Below are 22,239 nucleotides of genomic sequence, written 5' to 3' on the forward strand. Positions count from 1 at the left end.
CGCGGCATCCCGGCGGCGCCGGCGCAGTCCGACGTTGGCCGCACCGGCCCCGGTTCCCCTGCTCATGGGGTCCGTTTCGCATGGATTTGTGCGCACCGTTCCTCGGGGTTTTCTACGTCTGTTTCATTTTCTTCCGCCCGCGACGCGCGGAGCCCCGTCCGGCCCGGCCTGGCGGCCCGCACGCCCGGACGGCCGAGGACTGCATCTGCGCGCACGGACGCCGCCGGATCGGCGCCCGGTTCCGGGACTCCACCTCGCGGCGCACGACATCCGGCGGCGACCCGTCTCGGGGACCTGCCCGGGTGCGGCACAGCCGCGGCAGCGTCAGGGCATTCGCGATCGTTCCGACGCGCCGCGGCGCGGCGCGCCCTGGAACTGCCAACGGGCGGCGACCTCGGTAGGTTCGTCCGCGTGACCTCCAAGCCTCCGAAAGAGTCCCGCCGGCATTCCTGGTGGTCCGTGCTCCTCGGCTCCCCGCAGGACGCGGACCGGGCGCCCGGTGAGGTCACGTCCACCCCGGCCAACGGCTCACCGTCGGCTGCCCCTGCCACCGAGGCCGCACGCACGGCCGAGACCTCGGGGGTCGGCCCGAGATCGGCAGCCCCAGCCGCCGACGCCGCCCACAAGGCCGCCGCGGCCGAGCCGCCCGGCGCAGCGAGCGACGCTGAGCCGCCGAGCGCAGCCGAGCCGTCCGAGTCCGTGAGCGCCGAGCCGTCCGAGGCCTACCTGAGCGGCGCCGCGGCAGCAGGCGCAGCCCAGCCGGCAGGCGCAGCCCAGCCGCCGGAGGTCGCGGCGGGCCAAGTCGAGCCGCGCGACGCCGTGAGCCCAGTCGAGCCGCGCGACACCAGGGCCACAACCCGACCGCCCGAGGCCACGCAGACAGAACAACCCGCTACGAAGGAGCCCGGGGCCACGCCCATGACCGCCTCACCCACCACCGCGGGACCCACGCCCGCCGCCGAGCCGCGCGCGACGACCGCCGCGCCGGCCTCCCAGCCCTCGTCGTCCCCCCGCCCCGCGGAGTTCGCGCCCGTCGGGCGCATCCCGGTGGTCGAGGTCTCCCCCGTCATCGAGGACGGCCGCTGGCCGGCCAAGGGCACCGTGGGCGAGGCGTTCCCCGTGCGGGCCACCGTCTTCCGGGAGGGCCACGACGCCGTCGCCGCCACCGCCGTGCTCGTCGCCCCGGACGGCACCGACCACTCGTGGGCCACCATGTACGACATCGCCCCGGGCCTGGACCGCTACGAGGCCTGGCTGATGCCGGACGCCCCCGGGGACTGGGGCTTCCGCGTCGAGGGCTGGTCCGACCCGTACGCCACCTGGTCGCACGACGCGACGATCAAGGTCGAGGCCGGCGTCGACGTCGAGCTCATGCTGACCGAGGGCGCCCTCGTGCTCGAGCGCGCCGCGGACCGCGAGCTGCCGGCGGATGTCCGGGCAGTGCTGCGTGACGGGATCGTGGGGCTGCAGGACACCGCCCGCACGCCCGCCGCCCGCCTGGCGGCGGGCACGGGCCCGCAGGTGCGCGCGGCGCTGGCGGCGCACCCGCTGCGCGACATGGTCTCGCCGTCGGCCACCTACCCGCTGGTGGTCCACCGCGAGCGCGCGCTGGTGGGCTCCTGGTACGAGGTCTTCCCGCGCTCCGAGGGCGCCTACCGTGACGAGTCCGGCAAGTGGGTCTCCGGCACGCTGCGCACCGCGGCGGACCGGCTCGGCCGGATCGCGGAGATGGGCTTCGACGTCGTCTACCTCACCCCGGTCCACCCGATCGGGACGACGAACCGCAAGGGCCCGAACAACACCCTCGTCGCCGGGCCGGACGACCCCGGCTCCCCCTACGGCATCGGCGGCCCCGAGGGCGGCCACGACGCCATCCACCCCGACCTGGGGACCTTCGACGACTTCGACCACTTCGTCGCCCGCGCGCGCGAGCTGGGCATGGAGGTCGCCCTGGACCTGGCGCTGCAGTGCTCCCCCGACCACCCCTGGGTCACCGAGCACCCGGAGTGGTTCACCACCCGGGCGGACGGGACGATCGCGTACGCGGAGAACCCGCCGAAGAAGTACCAGGACATCTACCCGCTGAACTTCGACAACGACCCGGAGGGCATCTACGACGCCATCCACGACGTCGTCGAGCGGTGGATCTCCCACGGCGTGACGCTGTTCCGCGTCGACAACCCGCACACCAAGCCGCTCACCTTCTGGCAGCGGCTGCTGGGCGAGGTGCGCCGCGACCACCCCGAGGTGATCTTCCTGTCCGAGGCGTTCACCCGCCCGGCGATGATGCGCACGCTCGGCGCGATCGGCTTCCACCAGTCGTACACCTACTTCGCCTGGCGCTCGGCCAAGCAGGAGATGGGCGACTACCTCATGGAGCTGGCGTACGAGACCGACGCGCGGCTGCGGCCGGCGTTCTGGCCCACCACCCACGACATCCTCACGCCGTACATGCAGCAGGGCGGCTCGGCGGCGTTCGCCATCCGCGCGGTGCTCGCCGCGACCGGCTCCCCCACGTGGGGCATCTACTCCGGCTACGAGCTGGTGGAGAACGTCGCGCGCCCCGGCGCCGAGGAGCAGATCGACAACGAGAAGTACCAGTACAAGCAGCGCGACTGGTCGCGGGCGGCCAGCCTGGGCATCGCCGACCTGCTGGGCAAGCTCAACGCCATCCGCCGGGCGCACCCGGCCCTGCAACGGCTGAGGAACGTGGCCATCCACCCCACGTCCGACGACCAGATCCTGTGCTTCTCCAAGCGGCTGACGCCGCAGCAGTCGCCCACGGGCGAGGAGGACACGGTCGTCGTCGTGCTCACCCTCGACCCGTTCACCACACGCGAGGGCGTCCTCGACCTCGACCTCGCCGCGCTCGGCCTGCGGGCGGCCGGTGACGGGCCCGTCATGGCCGCCTCCGACGAGCTCGGCGGCGAGACGTACCTGTGGGGTGCTCGGCCGTTCGTCCGGCTCGACCCGCACGCTCGCTGCGCCCACATCCTCCACGTGAGGGCCCTGTGACGGCGGCGGGCGAGTCCCCCTCGCCGCTGACCGCCCTCCCGCCGAAGGTCGAACCGGTCGCCGTCCTCGACCGGGCCGACCGCCCGGGCCTGAGCGACGACCCGGAGTGGTACCGCACGGCGGTGTTCTACGAGGTGCTGCTGCGGGCCTTCGCGGACTCCCGCGGCTCGGGCACCGGTGACCTGCGCGGGCTGATCGACCGCCTGGACTACCTCCAGTGGCTCGGCGTCGACTGCCTGTGGCTGCCGCCGTTCTACCCCTCGCCGCTGCGCGACGGCGGGTACGACGTCTCCGACTTCACCTCGGTCGCGCCGGAGTACGGCACGCTCGAGGACTTCTCCGAGCTCATGGACAAGGCCCACGAGCGCGGCATGCGGGTGATCGTCGACCTGGTCATGAACCACTCCTCCGACCAGCACCCGTGGTTCCAGTCCTCGCGCTCGAACCCGGACGGGCCGTACGGGGACTTCTACGTCTGGAGCGACGACAACACCAAGTACCCCGACGCGCGCGTGATCTTCGTCGACACCGAGACGTCCAACTGGACCTTCGACCCGGTGCGCCGGCAGTACTTCTGGCACCGGTTCTTCTCCCACCAGCCCGACCTGAACTTCGAGAACCCCGCCGTGCGGGAGGCGATGTTCGACGTGGTGCGGTTCTGGTGCGACCAGGGCGTGGACGGCTTCCGGCTCGACGCGGTGCCCTACCTCTTCGAGGAGGAGGGCACCAACTGCGAGAACCTCCCCCGCACGCACCGGTTCCTGCGCGAGCTGCGCGCCATGGTGGACCGGGAGTACCCCGGGCGGATCCTGCTCGCCGAGGCGAACCAGTGGCCCGAGGACGTGGTCGAGTACTACGGCACCGAGTCCGCGCCCGAGTGCCACATGTGCTTCCACTTCCCCGTGATGCCCCGCATCTACTACTCGCTGCGCGAGCAGCGGGCGGGCGCCATCCGCGACATCCTGGCCGACACCCCGGCGATCCCCGCCGGGGCCCAGTGGGGCACGTTCCTGCGCAACCACGACGAGCTGACGCTCGAGATGGTCTCCACGGAGGAGCGCGCCGCCATGTACGGCTGGTACGCCGAGGACCCGCGGATGCGGGCCAACGTCGGCATCCGGCGGCGGCTGGCCCCGCTGCTGGGCAACTCCCGCGCCGAGATCGAGCTCGCCCACGCGCTGCTGCTCTCCCTGCCCGGCTCGCCGACCCTGTACTACGGCGACGAGATCGGCATGGGCGACAACATCTGGCTGCCGGACCGCGACGCGGTGCGCACCCCGATGCAGTGGACGCCGGACCGCAACGCCGGCTTCTCCACCGCCGACCCGGGCAAGCTGTACCTGCCGGTGGTGCAGTCCCTGGTCAACCACTACGCCGCGATCAACGTCGAGGCCCAGGTCGCCCAGCCGACCTCGCTGCTGCACTGGGTGCGCGGGATCCTCGACGTGCGCCGGCGGCACCCGGTGTTCGGCAACGGCGACTACACCCCGCTGCGGGTGGACAACGACGCCGTGCTCGCCTTCACCCGGTCGAACGGGCAGGAGACGGTGCTGTGCGTCATGAACCTCGCCAACACCGCGCGCTCCGCGACCGTGCAGATGCCCCGGCACGCGGGCTGGCGCCTGACCGACGTCTTCGGCGGCGCCCGCTTCCCGGCGGTCTCGGCGGACGGCACGGTCACGATCACGCTCGGCTCCCGCGACTTCTTCTGGCTGCTGGTCTCCCGGCCCGAGGGCGCGCAGGCACCTCTGGGCGGCATGCCCGCCACCGTCCGGCCCGCCCCCGCCGAGGAGCCCGGCGCCGAGGTGACGGGCGAGCTCTCGGCGGTGGCCGGCGAGGCGCCCGTGACGCCGGCGCGACCGGCCGAGCACCCGCGCCCGGAGACCTACGCGGTGCCGTCGACGATCGTCGCGCCGCACAGCCCCTCGGCGCCCCGGGCGCCGGAGCTGCCCGGGGCGCAGGCGGCCGCGCCGCGCACCGAGCCGTCCGGCGCCGAGCGCGCCACCCCCGGCGGCCCGACGACCGCGGACCGGGACTCGGGGGCGGGCGGGCCCGCCGCCGCCACGCCGGAGTCGGCGCGATGAGTCACGACCTGCTCGCCGCCCTGCCGGACTGGATGACGCGGCAGCGCTGGTACACGGGCAAGGGCCGGCGCCCAGAGCTGCAGGTCGTCGGCGGGCTCGCGCTGCCGGCGGCCGACGGCGCACGCGCGGCGTCGTGGCTGCTCCGCGACGTCGGCGGCGCGGAGCCGGTGCTCTACCAGGTGCCGCTGACCGTGCGCGACGCCGAGGCGCCCGGGCTGGAGCACGCCCTGGTGGCCCGGTCGGGCGGCCGGTGGGTCTACGACGGCTGCCACGACCCGGCCGGCGCGGCGGCGCTGCTGGGCGCGGTCGTCGAGGAGCGCCTGCTGGAGCCGCTGGACGCCGCGGCGCTGGGCGGCGACGGCGGAGCGCAGGCCGACGGCGGGGCCGCGGCGACCCGCGCCGCGGCAGGCGCCGCGGCCATCGGCGCGCCCGGCGCGCGGGGCCACCGCACCGGCGAGGTGACCGGGGTGGTGACCGGCTCGCACGTGCTGCGCGGGGAGCAGTCCAACACCTCGATCATCTTCGACGTCGCCGACTCCCCGGTCATCCTCAAGGTCTTCCGGGTGCTGCACCCGGGCTTCAACCCCGACGTCGAGGTGCAACAGGCCCTCGCGCTGGCGGGCAGCACCCGCGTGCCCCGGCCGGTCGGCGACATCCTCGGGCGCTGGCCCGCCGGCGGCTCGCCCGACGACGTCGCGGAGATGGCCGAGGGCCACCTCGCCCTCGCCCAGGAGTTCCTTCCCGGCGTGGAGGACGCGTGGCGGGTGGCGCTGCGGGCGCTCGAGCAAGGCACCGACTTCGCCGACCGGGCGCGGGCGCTCGGCGCGGCGACGGCCGAGGTCCACGCCACCCTGGCCCGGGCGCTGCCCACGCGCGCCGCCGACGACGCCGTGCGCGCGGCGACCCTGCGGACGTGGCGGGAGCGCTACGCCGCCGCGTGCGACGCCGTCCCCGACCTGCGGGACGTCGCCACCGAGGTGGAGCGGGTGCTGCAGGTGGGCGCCGGCGCCCCGTGGCCGCTGCTGCAGCGCATCCACGGCGACTACCACCTCGGGCAGGTGCTCGACGTGCCCGGTCGCGGCTGGGTGCTGCTGGACTTCGAGGGCGAGCCGCTGCGGCCGCTGGCCGAGCGCACCCGGCCCGACCTGCCGCAGCGCGACGTCGCCGGAATGCTGAGGTCCTTCGACTACGCCGCCGCGGCCGGCGCCGGCGCCCCGGGGGACACCCCAGCCGAGCGGGAGGCGGAGGAGGCGCAGGCCGCCGCGCGGCGGGCGTGGGCGGACCGCGCCCGCGAGGCGTTCCTCGACGGCTACGGCGACGTCGTCGGCCGGGACCCGCGGGAGGACCGGGCGCTGCTGCGCGCCCTCGAGCTCGACAAGGCGCTGTACGAGGCCGTCTACGAGGCGCGCAACCGGCCCGACTGGCTGGCGATCCCGCTGGCCGGCATCGGCCGTCTCCTGCGCGCGGAGTGACGAGCAGCGCCTTGGCGGAAGTTGGAGCCGCGCTCCGCGGCAGGTGATGGGAGAGTGGGAGCCATGGACCGTGAACTGCGCCACGACGCCCCGACCAGCGGCGGGGGCACCGCTGCCGGCGGCCCCGCAAGCGCCCCCGGCACGACCCCAGCGACCCCCGCGACGGGCGGGACGAGCCGGGCCGCCGCCGGAGGAGCGAACCCCGCCGCCACCGCCCCCGCCGACGGCGCCGCGTCCACCGGGACCCCCGTCCCCGTCGACACCGACGTGCTGCGCGCCGTCGCCCACGGCACCTGGCACGACCCGCACGCCGTGCTCGGCGCGCACCCCGGCCCGGGCGGCGTCACCGTCCGGACGGTGCGCCACCTGGCGGACGCGGTCGAGATCGTCACCGCCGCGGGCACCGTGCCCGCGCGGCACGAGCAGGACGGGATCTGGGTCGCCGTGCTGCCGGGCCAGCAGGTGCCAGACTACCGCGTGCGGGTGACCTACGGCGACGTCACCAGCCTCGTCGACGACCCGTACCGCTTCCTGCCCACGGTCGGCGAGCTCGACCAGCACCTCATCTCCGAGGGGCGCCACGAGGAGCTGTGGAAGGTCCTCGGCGCCCACGTGCGCACCTTCCCCAGCGAGCTGGGCAAGGTCCGCGGCACCAGCTTCGCGGTCTGGGCGCCGAACGCCCGCGCCGTGCGGGTCGTCGGCGACTTCAACGCCTGGAACGGCGCCGGCACGTCCATGCGCACCCTCGGCGGCACGGGCCTGTGGGAGGTCTTCGTCCCCGGCGTCGGGCCGGGCGCCCGCTACAAGTACGAGATCCAGTACGCCGACGGCTCCTTCCACCAGAAGGCCGACCCGATGGCCCGCGCCACCGAGGTGCCGCCCGCCACCGCCTCCGTCGTCGAGCAGAGCGCGTACACCTGGACCGACGACGAGTGGCTCGCCCGCCGGGCGGCGACCAACCCGCACACCGGCCCGATGAGCATCTACGAGGTCCACCTCGGCTCCTGGCGCCCGGGCCTGGGCTACCGCGAGCTGGCGGACCAGCTCCTCGCGCACGTGCAGGAGCTCGGCTTCACCCACGTGGAGCTCCTCCCGGTCGCCGAGCACCCCTTCGGCGGCTCCTGGGGCTACCAGGTGACCTCCTACTACGCGCCGACGGCGCGGTTCGGCTCCCCCGACGAGTTCCGCTACCTGGTGGACCAGCTCCACCGGGCCGGCATCGGCGTGATCGTGGACTGGGTGCCCGCCCACTTCCCCAAGGACGCCTGGGCCCTGGCCCGCTTCGACGGCACCTCGCTGTACGAGGACCCGGACCCGCTGCGCGGCGAGCACCAGGACTGGGGCACGTACGTGTTCAACTTCGGCCGTCGCGAGGTGCGCAACTTCCTGGTGGCCAACGCGCTGTACTGGCTCGAGGAGTTCCACGTCGACGGCCTGCGCGTCGACGCCGTCGCCTCGATGCTCTACCTGGACTACTCCCGCCAGTCGGGCCAGTGGCGCCCCAACATCCGGGGCGGCCGGGAGAACCTCGAGGCGATCAGCTTCCTGCAGGAGACCACTGCCACCGCCTACCGCAGGGTCCCCGGGATCGTCATGATCGCCGAGGAGTCGACGGCGTGGCCGGGCGTGACCGCGCCGACGTCGAACGGCGGCCTCGGGTTCGGCCTGAAGTGGAACATGGGCTGGATGAACGACACGCTGCGCTACCTGGCGGAGGAGCCCATCAACCGGCGCTACCACCACGGCGAGCTGACGTTCTCGCTCGTGTACGCGTTCTCGGAGCAGTTCATCCTGCCGCTCAGCCACGACGAGGTCGTCCACGGCAAGGGCTCCCTGCTGACGAAGATGCCCGGGGACCGGTGGCAGCAGCTCGCCGGCGTGCGGGCGCTGCTCGCCTACCAGTGGTCCCACCCCGGCAAGCAGCTGCTGTTCATGGGCCAGGAGTTCGCCCAGGAGGCCGAGTGGAGCGAGGGCCGCGGGCTGGACTGGTGGCACATGGACGACCCCGGCCACGCCGGCGTCGCGAGGCTCGTGAGCTCGCTCAACGAGGTCTACCGCGAGCACCCGGCGCTGTGGTCCGAGGACTTCTCCCATCGCGGCTTCGAGTGGATCGAGAGCGGCGACGGCGACCACAACACGTTGTCGTACCTGCGGCGCAGCGGTGACGGCGAGGACGTCGTGGTGTGCGTGGTCAACTTCGCCGGCACCCCGCACGAGGGCTACCGGGTGGGCCTGCCCTCCGGCGGCACGTGGCTGGAGGTCCTCAACACCGACGCCGAGGTCTACGGCGGCTCGGGGGTGGGCAACCTCGGCCGCGTGGAGGCCGAGGAGCTCAGCTGGCACGGCCGGCCCAGCTCGGCGTCCCTGCGGGTGCCGCCGATGGGCGCGGTCTTCCTCGTCCCCGAGAAGCGCACGGCGGGTCCGGCCGCGGAGCGGGCGGGGGCGGAGCGTCCCGCCGTCGAGGAGCCGAGGGCGCGCTGAGCGCCGGGCCGCCGGCCCGCCACCAGCGCGGTCGGGCCCGCACGGGGCCCGGCGCGGCCGCCGGCTCCCCCGCGCGGGCGCCAGCGCGGCCGCCGGCTCCCCCGCGCGGGACCCCGCGGTGCGGACGCACGAAGGCCCCGACCTGGTCGGGGCCTTCGTGCGTGCGGCGGACGTCAGTACAGCGCCATGGCGAGCTGCCGGCGGGCCTTCTGGACCTCTTCGGTGGGCCCGGCGATCTCGAACAGGTCCACCAGTCGCTGTCGCGCGCGGTCCCGCTCGTCGCCGGAGGTCGCGCGCACGACGGCGAGCAGGCGCGCGAAGGCCTCGGCGAACCGCCCGGTCGCCGCCTCGACGTCCGCAGCCGCGAGGTGCGCGTCCACGTCCGCCGGTCCCGCCGTGGCGGCCCGGGCCAGGATCTCGTCGGGGTCCTCCTGCTCGATGCGCCGGATGAGCTGCACCTGCATCAGGGCCGCGTGGGCCTCGGCGTCGCGCGGGTTCTCGGCCAGCGCCTTGTTGTAGGCCTCCTCGGCGGCGTCGAGGTCGCCGCGCTCGATGGCGGCCATCGCCTCCGCGTGCAGCGGCGGCACCGGCAGCTCCGCCGGCTCCGCCCCCTCCTCCTCGGCGGCGTCGAGCACGCCGGTGACGCCGTTCTGCGCCGCGACCCGCAGCACCTCGTCGAGCACCTGCCGCACCTGTGCCTCGGGGTAGGCGCCCTGGAACAGCGGCAGGGGCTGGCCGCCGATCAGCGCGACGACGGTCGGCACCGCCTGCACCTGGAGCGCCGCGGCGATCTGCGGGTTGGCGTCCGCGTCCACCCGGGCGAGCTGGAAGCGCCCGCCGTAGGCCGCCGCCAAACTCTCGAGCACCGCCGCGAGCTGCTCGCTCGCGTCCGAGCGCGAGCTGCCCAGCAGGAGTACCACAGGGACCTGCGCGGACAGCTGCAGGGTCTGCCCGAACGTCGCCTCGGAGACGTCCGCCACGAGGGCGCCGGGCACGCTTCCCCCGTTGCCGCCCTGGCCGCCGGGACCTGCCTGGCCCGCGGGCGGCCCGGCCAGCGAGGAGAGGTCGACGGCTCCGTGCAGGTTCATGCTCGGCGTGGGCTGGCTCATCTGCGTCCTTCGTCCTTCGTCTCGGCGGTGCCGCCGCGCCGGATGGCGACGGCGGCTCCGGTTCCCATCATTCCGCGGGCGCGGCGGCGTCGTCGCGGGTGACCTCCGTGAGGACCCCACCGCCCGGCGTGGCGCCGAGCGGCCGGATCGTGGCGTCCTCCCCGCCGGCCGGCGGCACGTAGAACGCCACCAGCAGGTCGGAGGTTCCCGTCACGCTCCCGCGGACCTCCTTGTCCTCCCCGAGGAGCGCGCCGATCTGGCCGCCCACGGTGAGGGTGGCGCCCGGCACGGTCTTGCGGATGGTCTGGGCCGAGCCCAGCTCGCCGAGCACCAGCGCGCCGCCGTCGGCGGTGGCCAGCGCGAGCGGCCCGCTGTCTCCCACGGAGAAGCTGATCGAGGCCTCCCCCGCCGCCTCGATGTTTGCGTCGAGCTGCGCCGTCGTCTCCCTGGCCGTCTTCTTGTACGGGTCCTCGGCGAACTGGCCGGCGAACTCGCTCTCGGCGTTGTTCAGGGTGTCGACGTACCGCTCGACCACCTGCGCCGGGGTGGCGACGAGCCCCTCGGCGTCAGGCGCCAGCTGCGCGGAGCCCGTGTCGGGGCTGATGAGCGCGGGCGTCTCGATGCCGGGGAAGAGCTCGACCCAGCCCCACAGCTTGTACTGCTCGCGGGCCTCCGGCTGGGTCAGCGCCATCAGCAGCGGCAGGTTGGCGCCCTCGGGCACCTGCGTGATCGTCATGGCGGTGCGGGGGAAGTCCTCCGTCGCGGCGACGGCCTCCACCTGCGTGGCGGTGGTGATCGGGGCCGGCGACGCCTGCCCGTCGGTGGCCTCCGCGAGCCGGTACTCGGCCCGGCGCATGTCCAGGGCGGGGCCCGTCACGCGGCTCTGCAGGGCCTCGCCGTCGCGCGTCTCGTCCGCCGCGGCGATCGTGGCGGAGACCTCCTCGAGGACCCGGTCGAAGCGCTCCTCGTCGAGCACCGGCGGCGCCGTCTCGGCCGTCGGGTCCGGCTCGGGCTGCGGCAGCTCCGTGCTGCAGCCCGCGAGGAGTCCGAGCACCACGGCGCCGCCTGCTGCCAGGGCGCTTCCTGGGGTGCTCCGCCTCATCGGTTCTCCTCGCTCTCGTCCTGCTTGCGGTTCCTGTCGGTGAAGCCCCAGACGCTGCGCCAGCTCGGCGCCGCGCCGCCCTCGGCGTCCTCACCGGTCTCGCCGGTCTCGCCGGGCGCCTCGGTCCAGGCCTCGTCGTCCGTGCCCCCGGGCGCGTCCGCCGGCCGGGAGGGTGCCGGGACGACCCCGGCCCCCTTCGCGACCCCGGCGGCCTGCCGGGCGTCCTCGCCGCCGACCGCGGGCATCTGCTGGGTGGCGTCGCCGGTGGTGTCGACGGCGGGTATCTGCTCGGTGGTGTCGACGGCGCGCGTCTGCTGGGTGGAGTCATCGCCGACGGCGGCCGTCTGCTGCGTGGCGTCGCCCGCCGCGCCGGCGGCCGGCACGTGTGCGGGCTCCTCGCGGCCACGACGCAGCTCCTCCGCGCGCGGCGAGGCGGGCACGATGCCCGCGCCGCGGGCCTGGCCGGCGGCCGCGACGCCCGGCCCGGCGGCGTCCGTCTCCCCGGCCCGGGCGGCGGTCGCGCCCGTGGCTACCGGGATCTCTCCGGTCGTGGTGCCGCGGCGGTCGCGCCCGGTGTCGCGGGACCGCTCCCGGAGCTGACGGCGGCTGAGCCCCGTGGCGGTGGGGGTCTCGGTGACCCGCTCGACCGCCGTCGCCTCCTGCCGGCGGCGCAGCTCGCGGCGGGCGAGGAGGTCGACGGCGAGCAGAGTCAGGCCCGCGAGGAGCAGCACGGCGCCGACGACGAGCCCGGGCACCAGCCACGGCGTGCGGACCTCGACGGGCCAGGTCAACGAGACCTGCGGCGCGGGCGCCGTGCCGTCGGTCGCCGCCACCAGGCTCCAGCGGCCCTCGCGGTCCTCCCAGGACAGCTCCGCGGAGCCGGTGCCGGACTGCTCCGCGACCCACAGGTCGGACCCGGCGGGGTCGGGCACGCCCGCCTCGGCCGTGTCCGCCTCCTCACCCGCCGGCTCGACGGTGAGCTCCTGCCAGCTGGCGAGCCCGGTGATGCGCGTGTGCGGCGCGTCTCTCACCCAGGCGTCCACGTCGGCGGTTCGCCCGACGGCGAGCGTGACTGGCTGCCCGTCGTCGGCGGTCGCCTCGACGGTCACCTCGGACCCGACGGCGTCGAGCACGCCGGCGTCGGAGACGACGACGGCGGTGGACGGGCGTTCCGGGAGGGTGAGCGTGACGGTGTCTGTGGGGCGCCAGACCGTGGCCGAGGCGATCGCCAGGGCGATGGCGAGCGCGCCGAGCACGATGAGCGCGACGGAGATGATCCTGCGAGTCACGAGGGGGAGGGTCCTTACGGTCGGGAATGCTCGAGGGCATCGTCAACTGGCCAGGATACGGCGCGTCCCGGCCGGGTGCGCGTTTCCGCCCACGGGGCCGGGCACCGGCCCGGGCCGGTGCCCGGCCCCGTGGTTACAGTGGGTCGGACTTTCGCCCCTCCGGTGCCGCCGGGGGAACCGACAGGAGGACTGTGGTGGTTGACGAGCGACCGGTGTTCCCGGTGGTCATGCGCGGGTACGACCGCGCCCAGGTGGACCAGCGGTTCCAGGCGCTGACCGAGGCTCTGACCGAGGCACGCCGGGAGGTGGAGACGCTCGACGCCCGCGTGCTGAAGGTCTCCGCCGAGCTCTCCGACGCCCAGCGCAAGCTCCGGGAGAGCGAGCGGCCCACCTACGCCGGGCTGGGCGCCCGGGTGGAGAACCTCCTCCGCTCGGCCGAGGAGCAGGCCATGGAGGTGGTCGGGCGGGCGAACGAGGACGCGCAGCGCACCATCGAGACCTCCCGGTCGAGCGCACGCGCGCTCAGCGACCGCGCGCAGCGTGAGGCCGGGGACCTTCTCGCCCAGGCGCGCCGGGAGGCCGAGCTCGTCAGCGAGCACGCCCGGGCCGAGGCCGAGACCACGCTGGTGAACGCTCGCCGCAAGGCCGAGGAGCTCGTCGCGTCCGCGGAGCGCGAAGCCTCCCGGCTGACCACCGCGACCCACGCCGAGGTGACCGAGCGCCGCACCACGCTGGAGCGCGAGCTCGGGCTGCTGCGCGCCAACACGGAGAAGGACGTCACCGACCTGCGCGCAAGGGCGGAGCACGACGCGGCCGCTCTGCGCGCGCGGGCGCAGCAGGAGGCCGCCGACGCCTTCGCCGCCGCCCGCGCGCAGACCCAGGCGATGGTCGCGGACGCCGAGACGCGGGCGATGGACGCCGAGCGCCGGCTCGCCGAGGCCGTCCAGCGCTGCGAGCAGCTGCTGGTGGAGACGGACGCGAAGGTCCGCGAGCAGGAGGAGCGCGCTCACGCCGACGCGGCGCGGCTGCTCGCCGAGGCGCAGGCGGAGGCGCTGCGGCTGCGCACGGAGGCCGAGGAGGAGGCGCAGGCCGCCGTCTCGACGGCGCAGCGCCAGGTCGACGAGCTCTCGCGCCAGCGCCAGGCGGTCGCCGCCTACCTCGAGGACATGCGCGGGGTGCTGGCGGAGCGCCAGGACGCCCGCGACGACGCCGCGCGGCAGCAGGCGGCAGCGACCAGCGCCGCGCCCTCGCCCGGGACGAGCGGCGCAGCCACGCCGCCGGTGGCCGCGCCGGCGGACGCCGCGCCGGCGCCGCAGGCGGACGAGGTCGCCGACACGGGCGCCGCGCCCGCGGCGAAGGCTGCCGAGGCCACCACCGCGGCTCAGCAGGACACGACGGCCCCTCAGCCCACCGGGACCGAGCCCGGGGCAGGGGCTGCCGAGCCCACCGGCACCCCCGCCGAGCCCGCCGTTCCGCCTTCCGAGCCCGAGGGCAAGCCCGCCGCCGGCGTCACGTACGCCGAGTCCGCGACCGCCGCGATGCCCCTCGCCGTCGCCGGGGCGGAGCCGGCCCCCGAGCAAGCAGCGACCGGCAAGGACGAGCAGGCCGGCGCCGTCACCGAGCCCGTCGTGGCGCCCGCGGGCGCCGAGGCGGAGAACGCACCGGTCGCAGCCCAGGACGAGAAAGTTGCGGTCCCCGAGGCCGTCGGCACCGGCGAGCAGCCCACCGCCGAGGACAAGCCGGTCGCGGCGCCCGAGACGGACGACGGCGAGCCGCCGACCGCCGTCATCGAGAAGGCTGCCCCGGCTCCGGCGGCGGGCTCCCGCCCCACGCCCTCCGTCTCGGGCGCCGGCGCGACGGCCGCGGACGCCGAACCGGACAGCACGGAGCTCATCGAGCGGGTGAGCGACGAGACGGCCGTGATGGAGCCGGTGAAGGCACCCGGCGCTCCACGCGCTCCCCGCAGCAACCGCAACAACAACAGGAAGCCGCGCCCGAGCCGGGGCCGCTGACCGGCGTTGAGCCGGGCGCTGGCGCGGCTGTGGCCGGCGCGGCCCGTGGTCGGGGCGGCACGTGGCCAGGGCGGTACCTGGCAGACCCGGCATCGGCTGCCGTCAGTCGTGCCGCACGTCGATCCCGGTCGAGCGCCGGGTGCGACGTTGTAGGGCTCGTTCGCCCCTTGCACATGCCCCACGACGTCGCACTGGGCGCTGTCGCGTCCGGCCATGCGAACAGAACGTTGTCGCACTCAGGGGACCGCGACTCTGCCGCCCGATGGCCGATGCCCAGCTCGGTTGCGACGTTCTTGCGGGTATTCGTGCCCGGAAATGCGCAGGAACGTCACACTCGACGTTTACGACCGCCGCCAATCAGCCGAGGCGCGGCGTGCTGGTTCACGGGCGCGGCGTGCTGTTCACAGGCGCCGTGGCGCCTCGGTCACCCGGCAGTCAGGCGAGGGCGGCGCGGACCAGATCGACCGCCCGCTCAGGGTCGACGCCGAGCTCGCGGACCCGCGCCGCGTAGGCGGCGGCCGCCTCCTTCGCCGCCCGGTCCGTGTCGTCGTAGGCGACGAAGGTCCCCGAGCGGCCGCGCGTCACCACCGCACCGGAGTGCTCCAGCTCCCGGTAGGCGCGCGCGACCGTGTTGACCGCGAGGTCCAGCTCGGCAGCGAGGGCACGCACCGTGGGCAGCCGGGTGCCCTCGGCCAGCTCCCCCGCCTCGATGCGCGCGGCGAGCTGCGCCCGCACCTGCTCGTACGGCGGGACCGGCGAGCCCGGGTCCACCACGACGGACATCACCGCACCATCCGGATCTCGGGCAGGTGCCCGTCCGCGGCGACGGCCTGCCGCGCACCGTCCGCCTCGAACCCCTGGTGGCGGTAGAAGCCCTGCGCGCGGGTGTTGCTCTCGACCACCCACAGGAAGCAGGGGGCGTCGCCTACGGCGAGCTCGACCAGGTGCGAGCCCGTCCGCCTACCTTGCTCGGCGGCGAGGACGAAGAGGAAGCGCAGCTGCAGCGGGCGCACCGCCGCCGGCCCCTCGGCGGCCGCCATCGCGAAACCGACGAGCTCGCCGTCCCGCTCGGCCACCCATGTCATGTTCGAGCCCGGCTCGGCGAGCAGCTCCTCCCAGGCCTGGGCGCCGCCCGCCTCCCGGTCGGCGTAGACGTCGGCGGGCACGAGGTCGCCGTAGGTCTCGCGCCAGCACTGCAGGTGGACGCGGGCGATGGCGGGGGCGTCAGGGACGGTGGCGGGTCGGATGCGGGCGGAGGCTTGCACGGCTCCAGCGTAGGGCGTGGTCCTACGCCGGCCGGATGCAGGAGGGCGCTGCCGAATCGGCCGAACGACGCCGGGCCGAGCACGCGCGCCCGGGACCTGCTGCGCCGCTTCACAGCCGCGGCACGCGCGGCCGCCCTCCCGGCGGAGCCGCTGCGCGTGCGGGGCACGACGGCGGCGCACGCGGGCGGGCGGGCGGGCGGGACGGTGACTCGATGGCGCTGAGCGATGCGCTTGAGCGGCTGCTGCCAGGCTCGGACGGGTACGCCGACGCCTAGTGTCCTGCGCCAGTAGTTCGTTGAAGAAGTCTTCGGAGTGAGTCGAGGATCTGTTCGGCCGTCTTGGTCCACACGAAGGGCTTGGGGTCCTCGTTCCAGGCCTTGACCCATGTGCGGATGTCGGCCTCGAGGGCCTGGACGCTGCGGTGGTCGGATCGCTGGAGGAGGTCGGCGGTGACGTAGGCGAAGAACCGCTCGACCTGGTTGATCCAGGAGGAGTAGGTGGGGGTGAAGTGCATGTGGAACCTCGGGTGCGCCTCAAGCCACTTCGTCACCGTCGGGTGCTTGTGGGTGCCGTAGTTGTCGCAGACCAGGTGCACGTCGAGATCGTCGGGGATCTGGTCGTCGATCTTGGTCAAGAACTTCTTGAACTCGCTCGCCCGGTGGCGCCGGTGGAGGCTGGAGATCACCGTGCCGTCGTCGATGTTGAGCGCCGCGAACAGGCTGGTTGTGCCGTGGCGGACGTAGTCATGGGTGCGTTTCTCGGGCATGCCGGGCATCATCGGGAACGCCGGCTGGGACCGGGCCAGCGCCTGCACCTGGGACTTCTCGTCCACGCACAGCACGACCGCGGCCTCGGGGGGATTGAGGTACAGCCCCACGATGTCGTAGACCTTCTCCACGAACAGCGGGTCGTTGGAGATCTTGAACCCCTCGGCCCGGTGCGGCTTGAGGTCGAACGCCCTCCAGATCCGCCCGATCGTGGACTTGCTCAGCCCGGTGCGCTCGGCCATCTTCGCCCGCGACCAGTGCGTCGCGTTCTTCGGCGTCGACTCCAAGGTTGCGACCACGACATCCTCGACCTGGTCGGCACTGATCACCGGGGGCCGTCCCGGCCGCGCCTCGTCACCGAGCCCATCGAGGCGTTGCTCGACGAACCTCGCCCGCCACTTGCCCACCGTGGCCGCCGCGCATTCCAACCGCGCCGCAACCGTCTTGTTGTCCAAGCCCTCCGCGCATGCCAGCACGATCCGCGCCCGCAGCGCCAGCGCCTGCGAGGACTTCGCCCGGCGCGACCACCTCACCAGCTGCGCGCGCTCGTCAGCGGACAAGACCAACTCGGCTTTGGGACGCCCAGAACGAGGCATACCCCAGTCTACGACTTATCCAGTGAGTTTCTGGCGCAGGACACTAGGTCGGGCCAGCGCGCGTCGTGACACGCCGCCCGGCGCCCACGGACCGGGCATCAGGACACCACGTCCACCGCGCGGGCGTCAGGACACCGCGCCCTGCGCGCACCGCTCGTGCAGGGACCGCAGCGCGTGCGCCACGGCCTCCGGCTGCTCCAGGGGGCTGAGGTGCCCCGCGTGCGGCACGACGACGACCTCGACGTCCGCCAGCACCTCCGCCAGCTGGTTCGCGGCCTCCTGCGGTGACAGGTCGTCCTCCACGCCGCGCAGCACCAGCACGGGAACCCGCAGGTCCTCCAGCGCGGAGAGCCGCCCCGGCCGTGCGGCCATGGCCCGCTGCGCCCAGGCGATCCCCTCCCCCGGCGACGCCGCCAGGGCCGCGCCCACACGCTCGACGAGGTCCGGGCGCTGCGCCTGCGTCGTCGCGCCGAGGACGCCTGCGAGCATCGGCGCCACCGCCGCGGCGCCCTGCTCCTCCGCCGCGGCGGCCACCCTCAGGCGGTTCTCGCGCGCGGCTTCGTCGTCCGGGCCCGCCTTGGTGTCCAGCAGACCGGCCCCGGCGAGCAGGCCGCGGTGCCGCTCGGCCAGCGCAAGGACGGCGTAGCCGCCCATGGACAGCCCGGCCACCACGGCGCGCTCGACGCCCGCCGCCCGCAGCGACGCCGCGACCGCGTCGGCGTAGGTCTCCAGCGACGGCTCGGCGGGGCGGCCGAGCTCCTCCGCGACGGCGGCGGGCGCAGGTGAGGCGCCGAAGCCGGGCGCGTCGACGAGGATGACCGGGAGGTCGCCCAGCAGCGCGACGACGTCGTCCCACATGGCCGAGTCCAGCGGGAAGGCGTGGAGCAGGACCAGAGGGAGGTCGAAGTCGGGGCCGTAGTGGTGGAGCGCGAGGGTCATGACCCGAGCATCGCACGCATCGCACGCACCACCGTCACCGCGTGGGGCGGCGCCGGTCGCGTGCCTGCCAGCACGCCGAGTGCCAGTGCCGGCGGGAGTCGATGCCCGCCTGGGCGCCGAGCAGGTGGTCGTTCTGCCACGCGACGACGTGCGCGACACCCGGCGCGATGAGCTGGTCGCAACCGGGGCAGCGGTAGGACTTCTCCGAGCCCCGCACCTGGCGCACAAAGTACGTCCCGCCGTCCGGTCCCTGCTCGCTGCGCGTCACGCCCCGCAGCCGCTCCGGGTCGAGCGGCACGTGCCCTTCGCCGTACGGGCGGCGGCGCGAGCGGCGGGAGGAAGGCATGCGCCCATTCTCTCCCTCCCGCCAGCCGGTGCCGCGCGGCGCCGACGCGAGAAAGGCCCCGGCCCATGAAGGCGCCGGCACCGGGAAGGCGCTTGCCAGGCGGCACCCGTCACGCGAGCACGCCGGTGCCGCACTGCGCCCGCACGCGAGCACGCCGGTGCCGCACTCCGCCCGCACGCGAGCACGCGGGTGCCCCGCCGCCGCGGCACCGACGCCGATGAGGCGCCGGTCGCGCCCGCAACTCAGCCGCGGAGCTGCCGCGTGCGGACGAGCTCGGCGTACCAGCGGGCGGAGTCCTTGGGCGTGCGCCGCTGCGTCTCGTAGTCCACGTGCACGATGCCGAACCGCTTGGAGTAGCCGTACGCCCACTCGAAGTTGTCCAGCAGCGACCACACGAAGTAGCCCCGCACGTCCACGCCGTCCTCCAGCGCCCGGCCGACCGCGTCGAGGTGGCGGCGCAGGTAGTCGACCCGCTCGGGGTCGTGCACGGCGCCGTCGGGCCCCACCACGTCGTCGTACGCGGCCCCGTTCTCGGTGACCATGAGGGGGATCCCGTCGTAGGCGTTGTCCAGCGCCGTGAGCAGCTCGTACAGGCCCTCGGGCTCGATGTTCCAGCCCATGGCGGTCGTCGGGCCCGACGGCGGGAGGAACTCGACGTCGTCCAGCCCCACCCACGGGCTCGCCGTCCCGTCGCCGTGGCCGCCCGTGCCGGCGCTCCCGGGGGCGTCGGCCGTGCGACGGCGCACGTAGTTGGTGCAGTAGTAGTTCACGCCGAGGACGTCGATGCGCTGGCGGATGAGGTTGAGGTCTCCCGGCCGGACGAACGACGCGTCGGTGAGGTGGCGGGTGAGCTCGCGCAGCTCGATCGGGTACGAGCCGTCGAGCAGCGGCCCGAGGAAGACGTGGTTGCCCACGACGTCCACCTCGTGCGCTGCCGCCAGGTCGGCGACGCATCCCGGGTCCGCCGGGCGCGTGACGTGGAGGTTCAGGGCGATGGAGACCTTCGCCGCCTCCCCGAGCTCCTCGCGGATGGCGGTGGTGGCCAGGCCGTGCGCGAGGGTCAGGTGGTGCGCGGCCGCCAGCGCCGCGGCCGGGTCGGTGCGGCCCGGGGCGTGGACGCCGGAGGCGTAGCCGAGGAAGGCGCTGCACCACGGCTCGTTCAGCGTCGTCCACACCTCCACCCGGTCTGCCAGCTCGCGCGCCATGGCGCGGGCGTAGTCGGCGAAGGCGTACGCGGTCTCGCGGTTGGTCCAGCCGCCCTCCGCCTCCAGCTCCGCCGGCAGGTCCCAGTGGTAGAGCGTGACCACCGGCGCGATGCCGGCGCCGCGCAGGGCGTCGAGCAGGTCACGGTAGAAGACCACGCCCTCGGCGTTCAGCGGCCCCCGGCCGCCCGGCTGCACGCGCGGCCACGAGATCGACAGCCGGTAGCCGCCCAGCCCGAGCTCGCGCATGAGGCCGACGTCGTCGCGCCACCGGTGGTAGTGGTCGGCGGCGACGTCGCCGGTGTCGCCGCCGAGCGTCCGGCCCGGGGTGTGCGAGAACGTGTCCCAGATGGACGGGCCGCGCCCGCCCTCGCGAGTCCCGCCCTCGATCTGGTACGCCGCGGTCGCTGCGCCGAAGACGAACGGCGGCGGGAAGGTGCGGGGGCTCATGCGAGCGGCTCTCCTCTGCGGTAGACGGCCACGGGCCGCAAGGCCTCGTCGGTGACCACGACGTCGGCGGCGCGGCCGGCGGCCAGCGCGCCGACGTCGGGCCGTCCCAGGACGGCGGCGGGTGTCGTGGCGGCCATGTACACCGCGTCCGCCAGTGGGACCCCGGCCCGGGCGGTGGTGCGCACGACGTCGAGCAGGTGGCTGGTGCCCCCGGCGATCGTGCCGTCGCCGGTCAGGCGGGCGACGCCGTCGGCGACGGTGACGTCCATGGAGCCGAGCCGGTACGCGCCGTCGGGCATGCCGGCGGCGGCCATGGCGTCGGTGACCAGCGCGGCGTTCTCGCGCCCTACCAGCTCATAGACCGCCCGGACGACGGCGGGGTCCAGGTGCGTGCCGTCGCCGATCAGCTCCACGACGGCGTCCCCGCGCCGGGCGGCGGCGAGGAACTCCCCGATCGGGCCGGGGTCGCGGTGGTGGAGGGGGTGCATGCCGTTGAACAGGTGCGTCACGGTGGGGCGGGCGGAGCGCGCGGCCGTGGCGCCGCGCAGGGCGCGCACGGACAGCGCGACGGCCTCGCGGGCGTCGGCCGGGCCGGCGTCGGTGTGCCCCCACGAGGGCACCGCTCCCCCGGCCACCAGCCGCTCGGCGACCCCGTCCGGCGCCGTGTTGCCCGCCTTCTCCGGGGCCACGGTCATGGTGGCGACGTGCCCGCGGCCGAGCTCGAGCAGCTCGGTGGCGAGCACCGGGTCCGGGTCGACGATGAGCGCCGGGTCCTGCGCGCCGCACCGGGCGGCGGAGAGGAACGGCCCCTCGAGGTGGATGCCGGCGATCTCGCCGGCGTCGGCGAGCCCCGCCAGCAGGCGCACGCGCTCGCACAGCGTGACCGGGTCGGCCGTGACCAGGGAGGCGACCAGCGTCGTCGTGCCGTGACGGCGGTGCTCGACCACGGCCCGCAGCGCGGCGTCCCGGTCCTCGGCATCGGGGAAGGACTCCCCGCCGCCGCCGTGGCAGTGCAGGTCCACCAGGCCGGGCAGGACGTACCGGGGCTCGCCGGGGGCGGGCGTGACCCCGACCTGCGGGTACCCGGTGGCCGGGGCGTCGGCGGCGGCGCCGACCCAGGCGATCCGCGGCCCGGAGAGCACCACGGCGCCGTCGTCGACGATCCCGTCGGGCGTCACCACCCGTCCGCGCAGGACGACCTCGTAACCCATGCGTCCCATCAAACACCGCCGGGCGCCGCCGCTCCGAATCCCGCCCGGTGCGCGGACGCGGATCCTGCGGGCCGGGCCCGGGCGTCGGGCGGCGGCGTGGGCGGGACCGCCCGGGCGCGCCGGGCCGCCGTCGCCGCGTCAGAACAGGCGCGACTCCACGTCGTCGAGACCGCGCATGGCGTCGTAGTCCAGCACGAGGCAGCGGATGCCGCGGTCGGTGGCGAGCACGCGGGCCTGGGGCTTGATCTCCTGCGCGGCGAAGACGCCCTGGACGGGCGCGAGCAGGGGGTCGCGGTTGAGCAGCTCGAGGTAGCGGGTGAGCTGCTCGACGCCGTCGATGTCCCCGCGCCGCTTGATCTCCACGGCCACCGACCCGCCGGCCGGGTCCTTCGCCATGATGTCCACCGGGCCGATGGCGGTGGGGTACTCGCGCCGCACGAGCTGGTGGCCGGGGCCGAGGAGGTCGATCTGCTCGGCGAGCAGCTTCTGCAGGTGCGCCTCCACGCCGTCCTTGACCAGGCCGGGGTCGAGACCGAGGTCGACGCTGTGGTCGGCGATCACCTCGTGGACGCGCACCACGAGCTTGTCGTCCGACTTGGCGGCCTGCACCGTCCAGACCTCGGTGACGCCGTCCTCGGCGTCCACCGGCTCCGGCTCGCCGGTGACGAGCTTGCACGGCGGGCTCATCCAGTTCAGCGGCTTGTAGGAGCCGCCGTCGGAGTGGACGAGCACCGAGCCGTCCGCCTTGACCATGAGCAGCCGGGTGGCGAGCGGCAGGTGGGCGTCCAGGCGCCCGGAGTAGTCGACGGAGCAGCTTGCTATCACGACACGCACCCCGGAGACCCTACCTTCCGCTCGACGGGCGGCCGGCGCCCGGCCGCGTGTCACCCGCCATGCAC

15 protein-coding genes and 1 pseudogene are annotated in these 22,239 nt (G+C 75.0%); 5 read left to right on the forward strand and 11 right to left on the reverse strand.

The features are described 5' to 3' along the window. Window positions 1–918 precede the first annotated feature (918 nt). The 4 genes and pseudogenes from ACF0H8_RS16075 to glgB all read left to right on the forward strand — a co-directional run bounded on the left by ACF0H8_RS16075 (window position 919) and on the right by glgB (window position 9,052). Entirely contained in the window at window positions 919–3,015 is a 2,097-nt protein-coding gene (locus ACF0H8_RS16075) for an alpha-1,4-glucan--maltose-1-phosphate maltosyltransferase (protein WP_395289894.1), read from the forward strand. Then, window positions 2,982–4,751 (forward strand): annotated as a pseudogene (treS, locus tag ACF0H8_RS16080) (maltose alpha-D-glucosyltransferase); the annotation flags it as partial. The gene ACF0H8_RS16075 and the pseudogene treS, both read left to right, overlap by 34 nt. Before the next feature lie 344 nt (window positions 4,752–5,095). Beyond that, window positions 5,096–6,571 (forward strand): aminoglycoside phosphotransferase, encoded by a 1,476-nt coding sequence (locus ACF0H8_RS16085; protein WP_395289895.1) that lies wholly within the window; start codon window positions 5,096–5,098, stop codon window positions 6,569–6,571. Between the two features lie 63 nt (window positions 6,572–6,634). Next, complete coding sequence (gene glgB, locus ACF0H8_RS16090) at window positions 6,635–9,052, forward strand: 1,4-alpha-glucan branching protein GlgB (RefSeq protein ID WP_395289896.1); 2,418 nt, start codon at window positions 6,635–6,637, stop codon at window positions 9,050–9,052. Between the two features lie 173 nt (window positions 9,053–9,225). Here glgB and ACF0H8_RS16095 read toward each other — a convergent pair whose 3' ends face one another. The 3 genes from ACF0H8_RS16095 to ACF0H8_RS16105 all read right to left on the reverse strand — a co-directional run bounded on the left by ACF0H8_RS16095 (window position 9,226) and on the right by ACF0H8_RS16105 (window position 12,552). Next, window positions 9,226–10,161 (reverse strand): tetratricopeptide repeat protein, encoded by a 936-nt coding sequence (locus ACF0H8_RS16095; RefSeq protein WP_395289897.1) that lies wholly within the window; start codon window positions 10,159–10,161, stop codon window positions 9,226–9,228. A gap of 67 nt (window positions 10,162–10,228) precedes the next feature. Beyond that, window positions 10,229–11,263, reverse strand: a complete 1,035-nt coding sequence (locus ACF0H8_RS16100; protein WP_395289898.1) for a hypothetical protein — start codon at window positions 11,261–11,263, stop codon at window positions 10,229–10,231. Then, complete coding sequence (locus tag ACF0H8_RS16105) at window positions 11,260–12,552, reverse strand: hypothetical protein (RefSeq protein WP_395289899.1); 1,293 nt, start codon at window positions 12,550–12,552, stop codon at window positions 11,260–11,262. The genes ACF0H8_RS16100 and ACF0H8_RS16105 overlap by 4 nt, the downstream gene beginning before the upstream one ends. Window positions 12,553–12,746: 194 nt before the next feature. Between ACF0H8_RS16105 and ACF0H8_RS16110 the strand changes: the two genes are divergently transcribed. Continuing rightward, window positions 12,747–14,564 (forward strand): hypothetical protein, encoded by a 1,818-nt coding sequence (locus ACF0H8_RS16110; protein ID WP_395289900.1) that lies wholly within the window; start codon window positions 12,747–12,749, stop codon window positions 14,562–14,564. A gap of 435 nt (window positions 14,565–14,999) precedes the next feature. Here the strand turns inward: ACF0H8_RS16110 and ACF0H8_RS16115 are convergent, their stop codons facing one another. From ACF0H8_RS16115 to nucS, 8 genes are all read right to left on the reverse strand, one after another. Continuing rightward, entirely contained in the window at window positions 15,000–15,347 is a 348-nt protein-coding gene (locus tag ACF0H8_RS16115) for a GntR family transcriptional regulator (RefSeq protein WP_395289901.1), read from the reverse strand. After that, window positions 15,347–15,829, reverse strand: a complete 483-nt coding sequence (locus ACF0H8_RS16120) for a GNAT family N-acetyltransferase (protein ID WP_395289902.1) — start codon at window positions 15,827–15,829, stop codon at window positions 15,347–15,349. The genes ACF0H8_RS16115 and ACF0H8_RS16120 overlap by 1 nt, the downstream gene beginning before the upstream one ends. Before the next feature lie 271 nt (window positions 15,830–16,100). Further along, window positions 16,101–17,192 (reverse strand): IS630 family transposase, encoded by a 1,092-nt coding sequence (locus tag ACF0H8_RS16125; RefSeq protein WP_395288222.1) that lies wholly within the window; start codon window positions 17,190–17,192, stop codon window positions 16,101–16,103. Between the two features lie 126 nt (window positions 17,193–17,318). Then, on the reverse strand, window positions 17,319–18,131 hold the full coding sequence (locus ACF0H8_RS16130; protein ID WP_395289903.1) for an alpha/beta fold hydrolase: 813 nt from the start codon (window positions 18,129–18,131) through the stop codon (window positions 17,319–17,321). Between the two features lie 34 nt (window positions 18,132–18,165). After that, on the reverse strand, window positions 18,166–18,477 hold the full coding sequence (locus ACF0H8_RS16135) for a hypothetical protein (protein ID WP_395289904.1): 312 nt from the start codon (window positions 18,475–18,477) through the stop codon (window positions 18,166–18,168). A gap of 242 nt (window positions 18,478–18,719) precedes the next feature. Continuing rightward, entirely contained in the window at window positions 18,720–20,129 is a 1,410-nt protein-coding gene (locus ACF0H8_RS16140; RefSeq protein ID WP_395289905.1) for a GH1 family beta-glucosidase, read from the reverse strand. Next, on the reverse strand, window positions 20,126–21,349 hold the full coding sequence (locus tag ACF0H8_RS16145; protein ID WP_395289906.1) for an N-acetylglucosamine-6-phosphate deacetylase: 1,224 nt from the start codon (window positions 21,347–21,349) through the stop codon (window positions 20,126–20,128). The genes ACF0H8_RS16140 and ACF0H8_RS16145 overlap by 4 nt, the downstream gene beginning before the upstream one ends. A 129-nt stretch (window positions 21,350–21,478) precedes the next feature. Next, window positions 21,479–22,174, reverse strand: coding sequence for an endonuclease NucS (gene nucS, locus ACF0H8_RS16150; protein ID WP_395289907.1), 696 nt, complete (start codon window positions 22,172–22,174; stop codon window positions 21,479–21,481). Window positions 22,175–22,239 lie beyond the last annotated feature (65 nt).

Origin of the sequence: Georgenia sp. AZ-5 (assembly GCF_043952095.1) — a bacterium.
Taxonomy (GTDB): Bacteria; Actinomycetota; Actinomycetes; order Actinomycetales; family Actinomycetaceae; genus Georgenia.

Excerpts from the sequence above, each read along its gene's own strand:
- ACF0H8_RS16100 (WP_395289898.1), bottom strand. The coding sequence starts at position 11,263 with ATGAGGCGGAGCACCCCAGGAAGCGCCCTGGCAGCAGGCGGCGCCGTG.
- ACF0H8_RS16095 (WP_395289897.1), bottom strand. The coding sequence starts at position 10,161 with ATGAGCCAGCCCACGCCGAGCATGAACCTGCACGGAGCCGTCGACCTC.
- ACF0H8_RS16085 (WP_395289895.1), top strand. The coding sequence starts at position 5,096 with ATGAGTCACGACCTGCTCGCCGCCCTGCCGGACTGGATGACGCGGCAG.
- ACF0H8_RS16145 (WP_395289906.1), bottom strand. The coding sequence starts at position 21,349 with ATGGGACGCATGGGTTACGAGGTCGTCCTGCGCGGACGGGTGGTGACG.
- glgB (WP_395289896.1), top strand. The coding sequence starts at position 6,635 with ATGGACCGTGAACTGCGCCACGACGCCCCGACCAGCGGCGGGGGCACC.
- ACF0H8_RS16125 (WP_395288222.1), bottom strand. The coding sequence starts at position 17,192 with ATGCCTCGTTCTGGGCGTCCCAAAGCCGAGTTGGTCTTGTCCGCTGAC.
- ACF0H8_RS16140 (WP_395289905.1), bottom strand. The coding sequence starts at position 20,129 with ATGAGCCCCCGCACCTTCCCGCCGCCGTTCGTCTTCGGCGCAGCGACC.
- ACF0H8_RS16075 (WP_395289894.1), top strand. The coding sequence starts at position 919 with ATGACCGCCTCACCCACCACCGCGGGACCCACGCCCGCCGCCGAGCCG.
- ACF0H8_RS16130 (WP_395289903.1), bottom strand. The coding sequence starts at position 18,131 with ATGACCCTCGCGCTCCACCACTACGGCCCCGACTTCGACCTCCCTCTG.
- ACF0H8_RS16135 (WP_395289904.1), bottom strand. The coding sequence starts at position 18,477 with ATGCCTTCCTCCCGCCGCTCGCGCCGCCGCCCGTACGGCGAAGGGCAC.
- ACF0H8_RS16115 (WP_395289901.1), bottom strand. The coding sequence starts at position 15,347 with ATGTCCGTCGTGGTGGACCCGGGCTCGCCGGTCCCGCCGTACGAGCAG.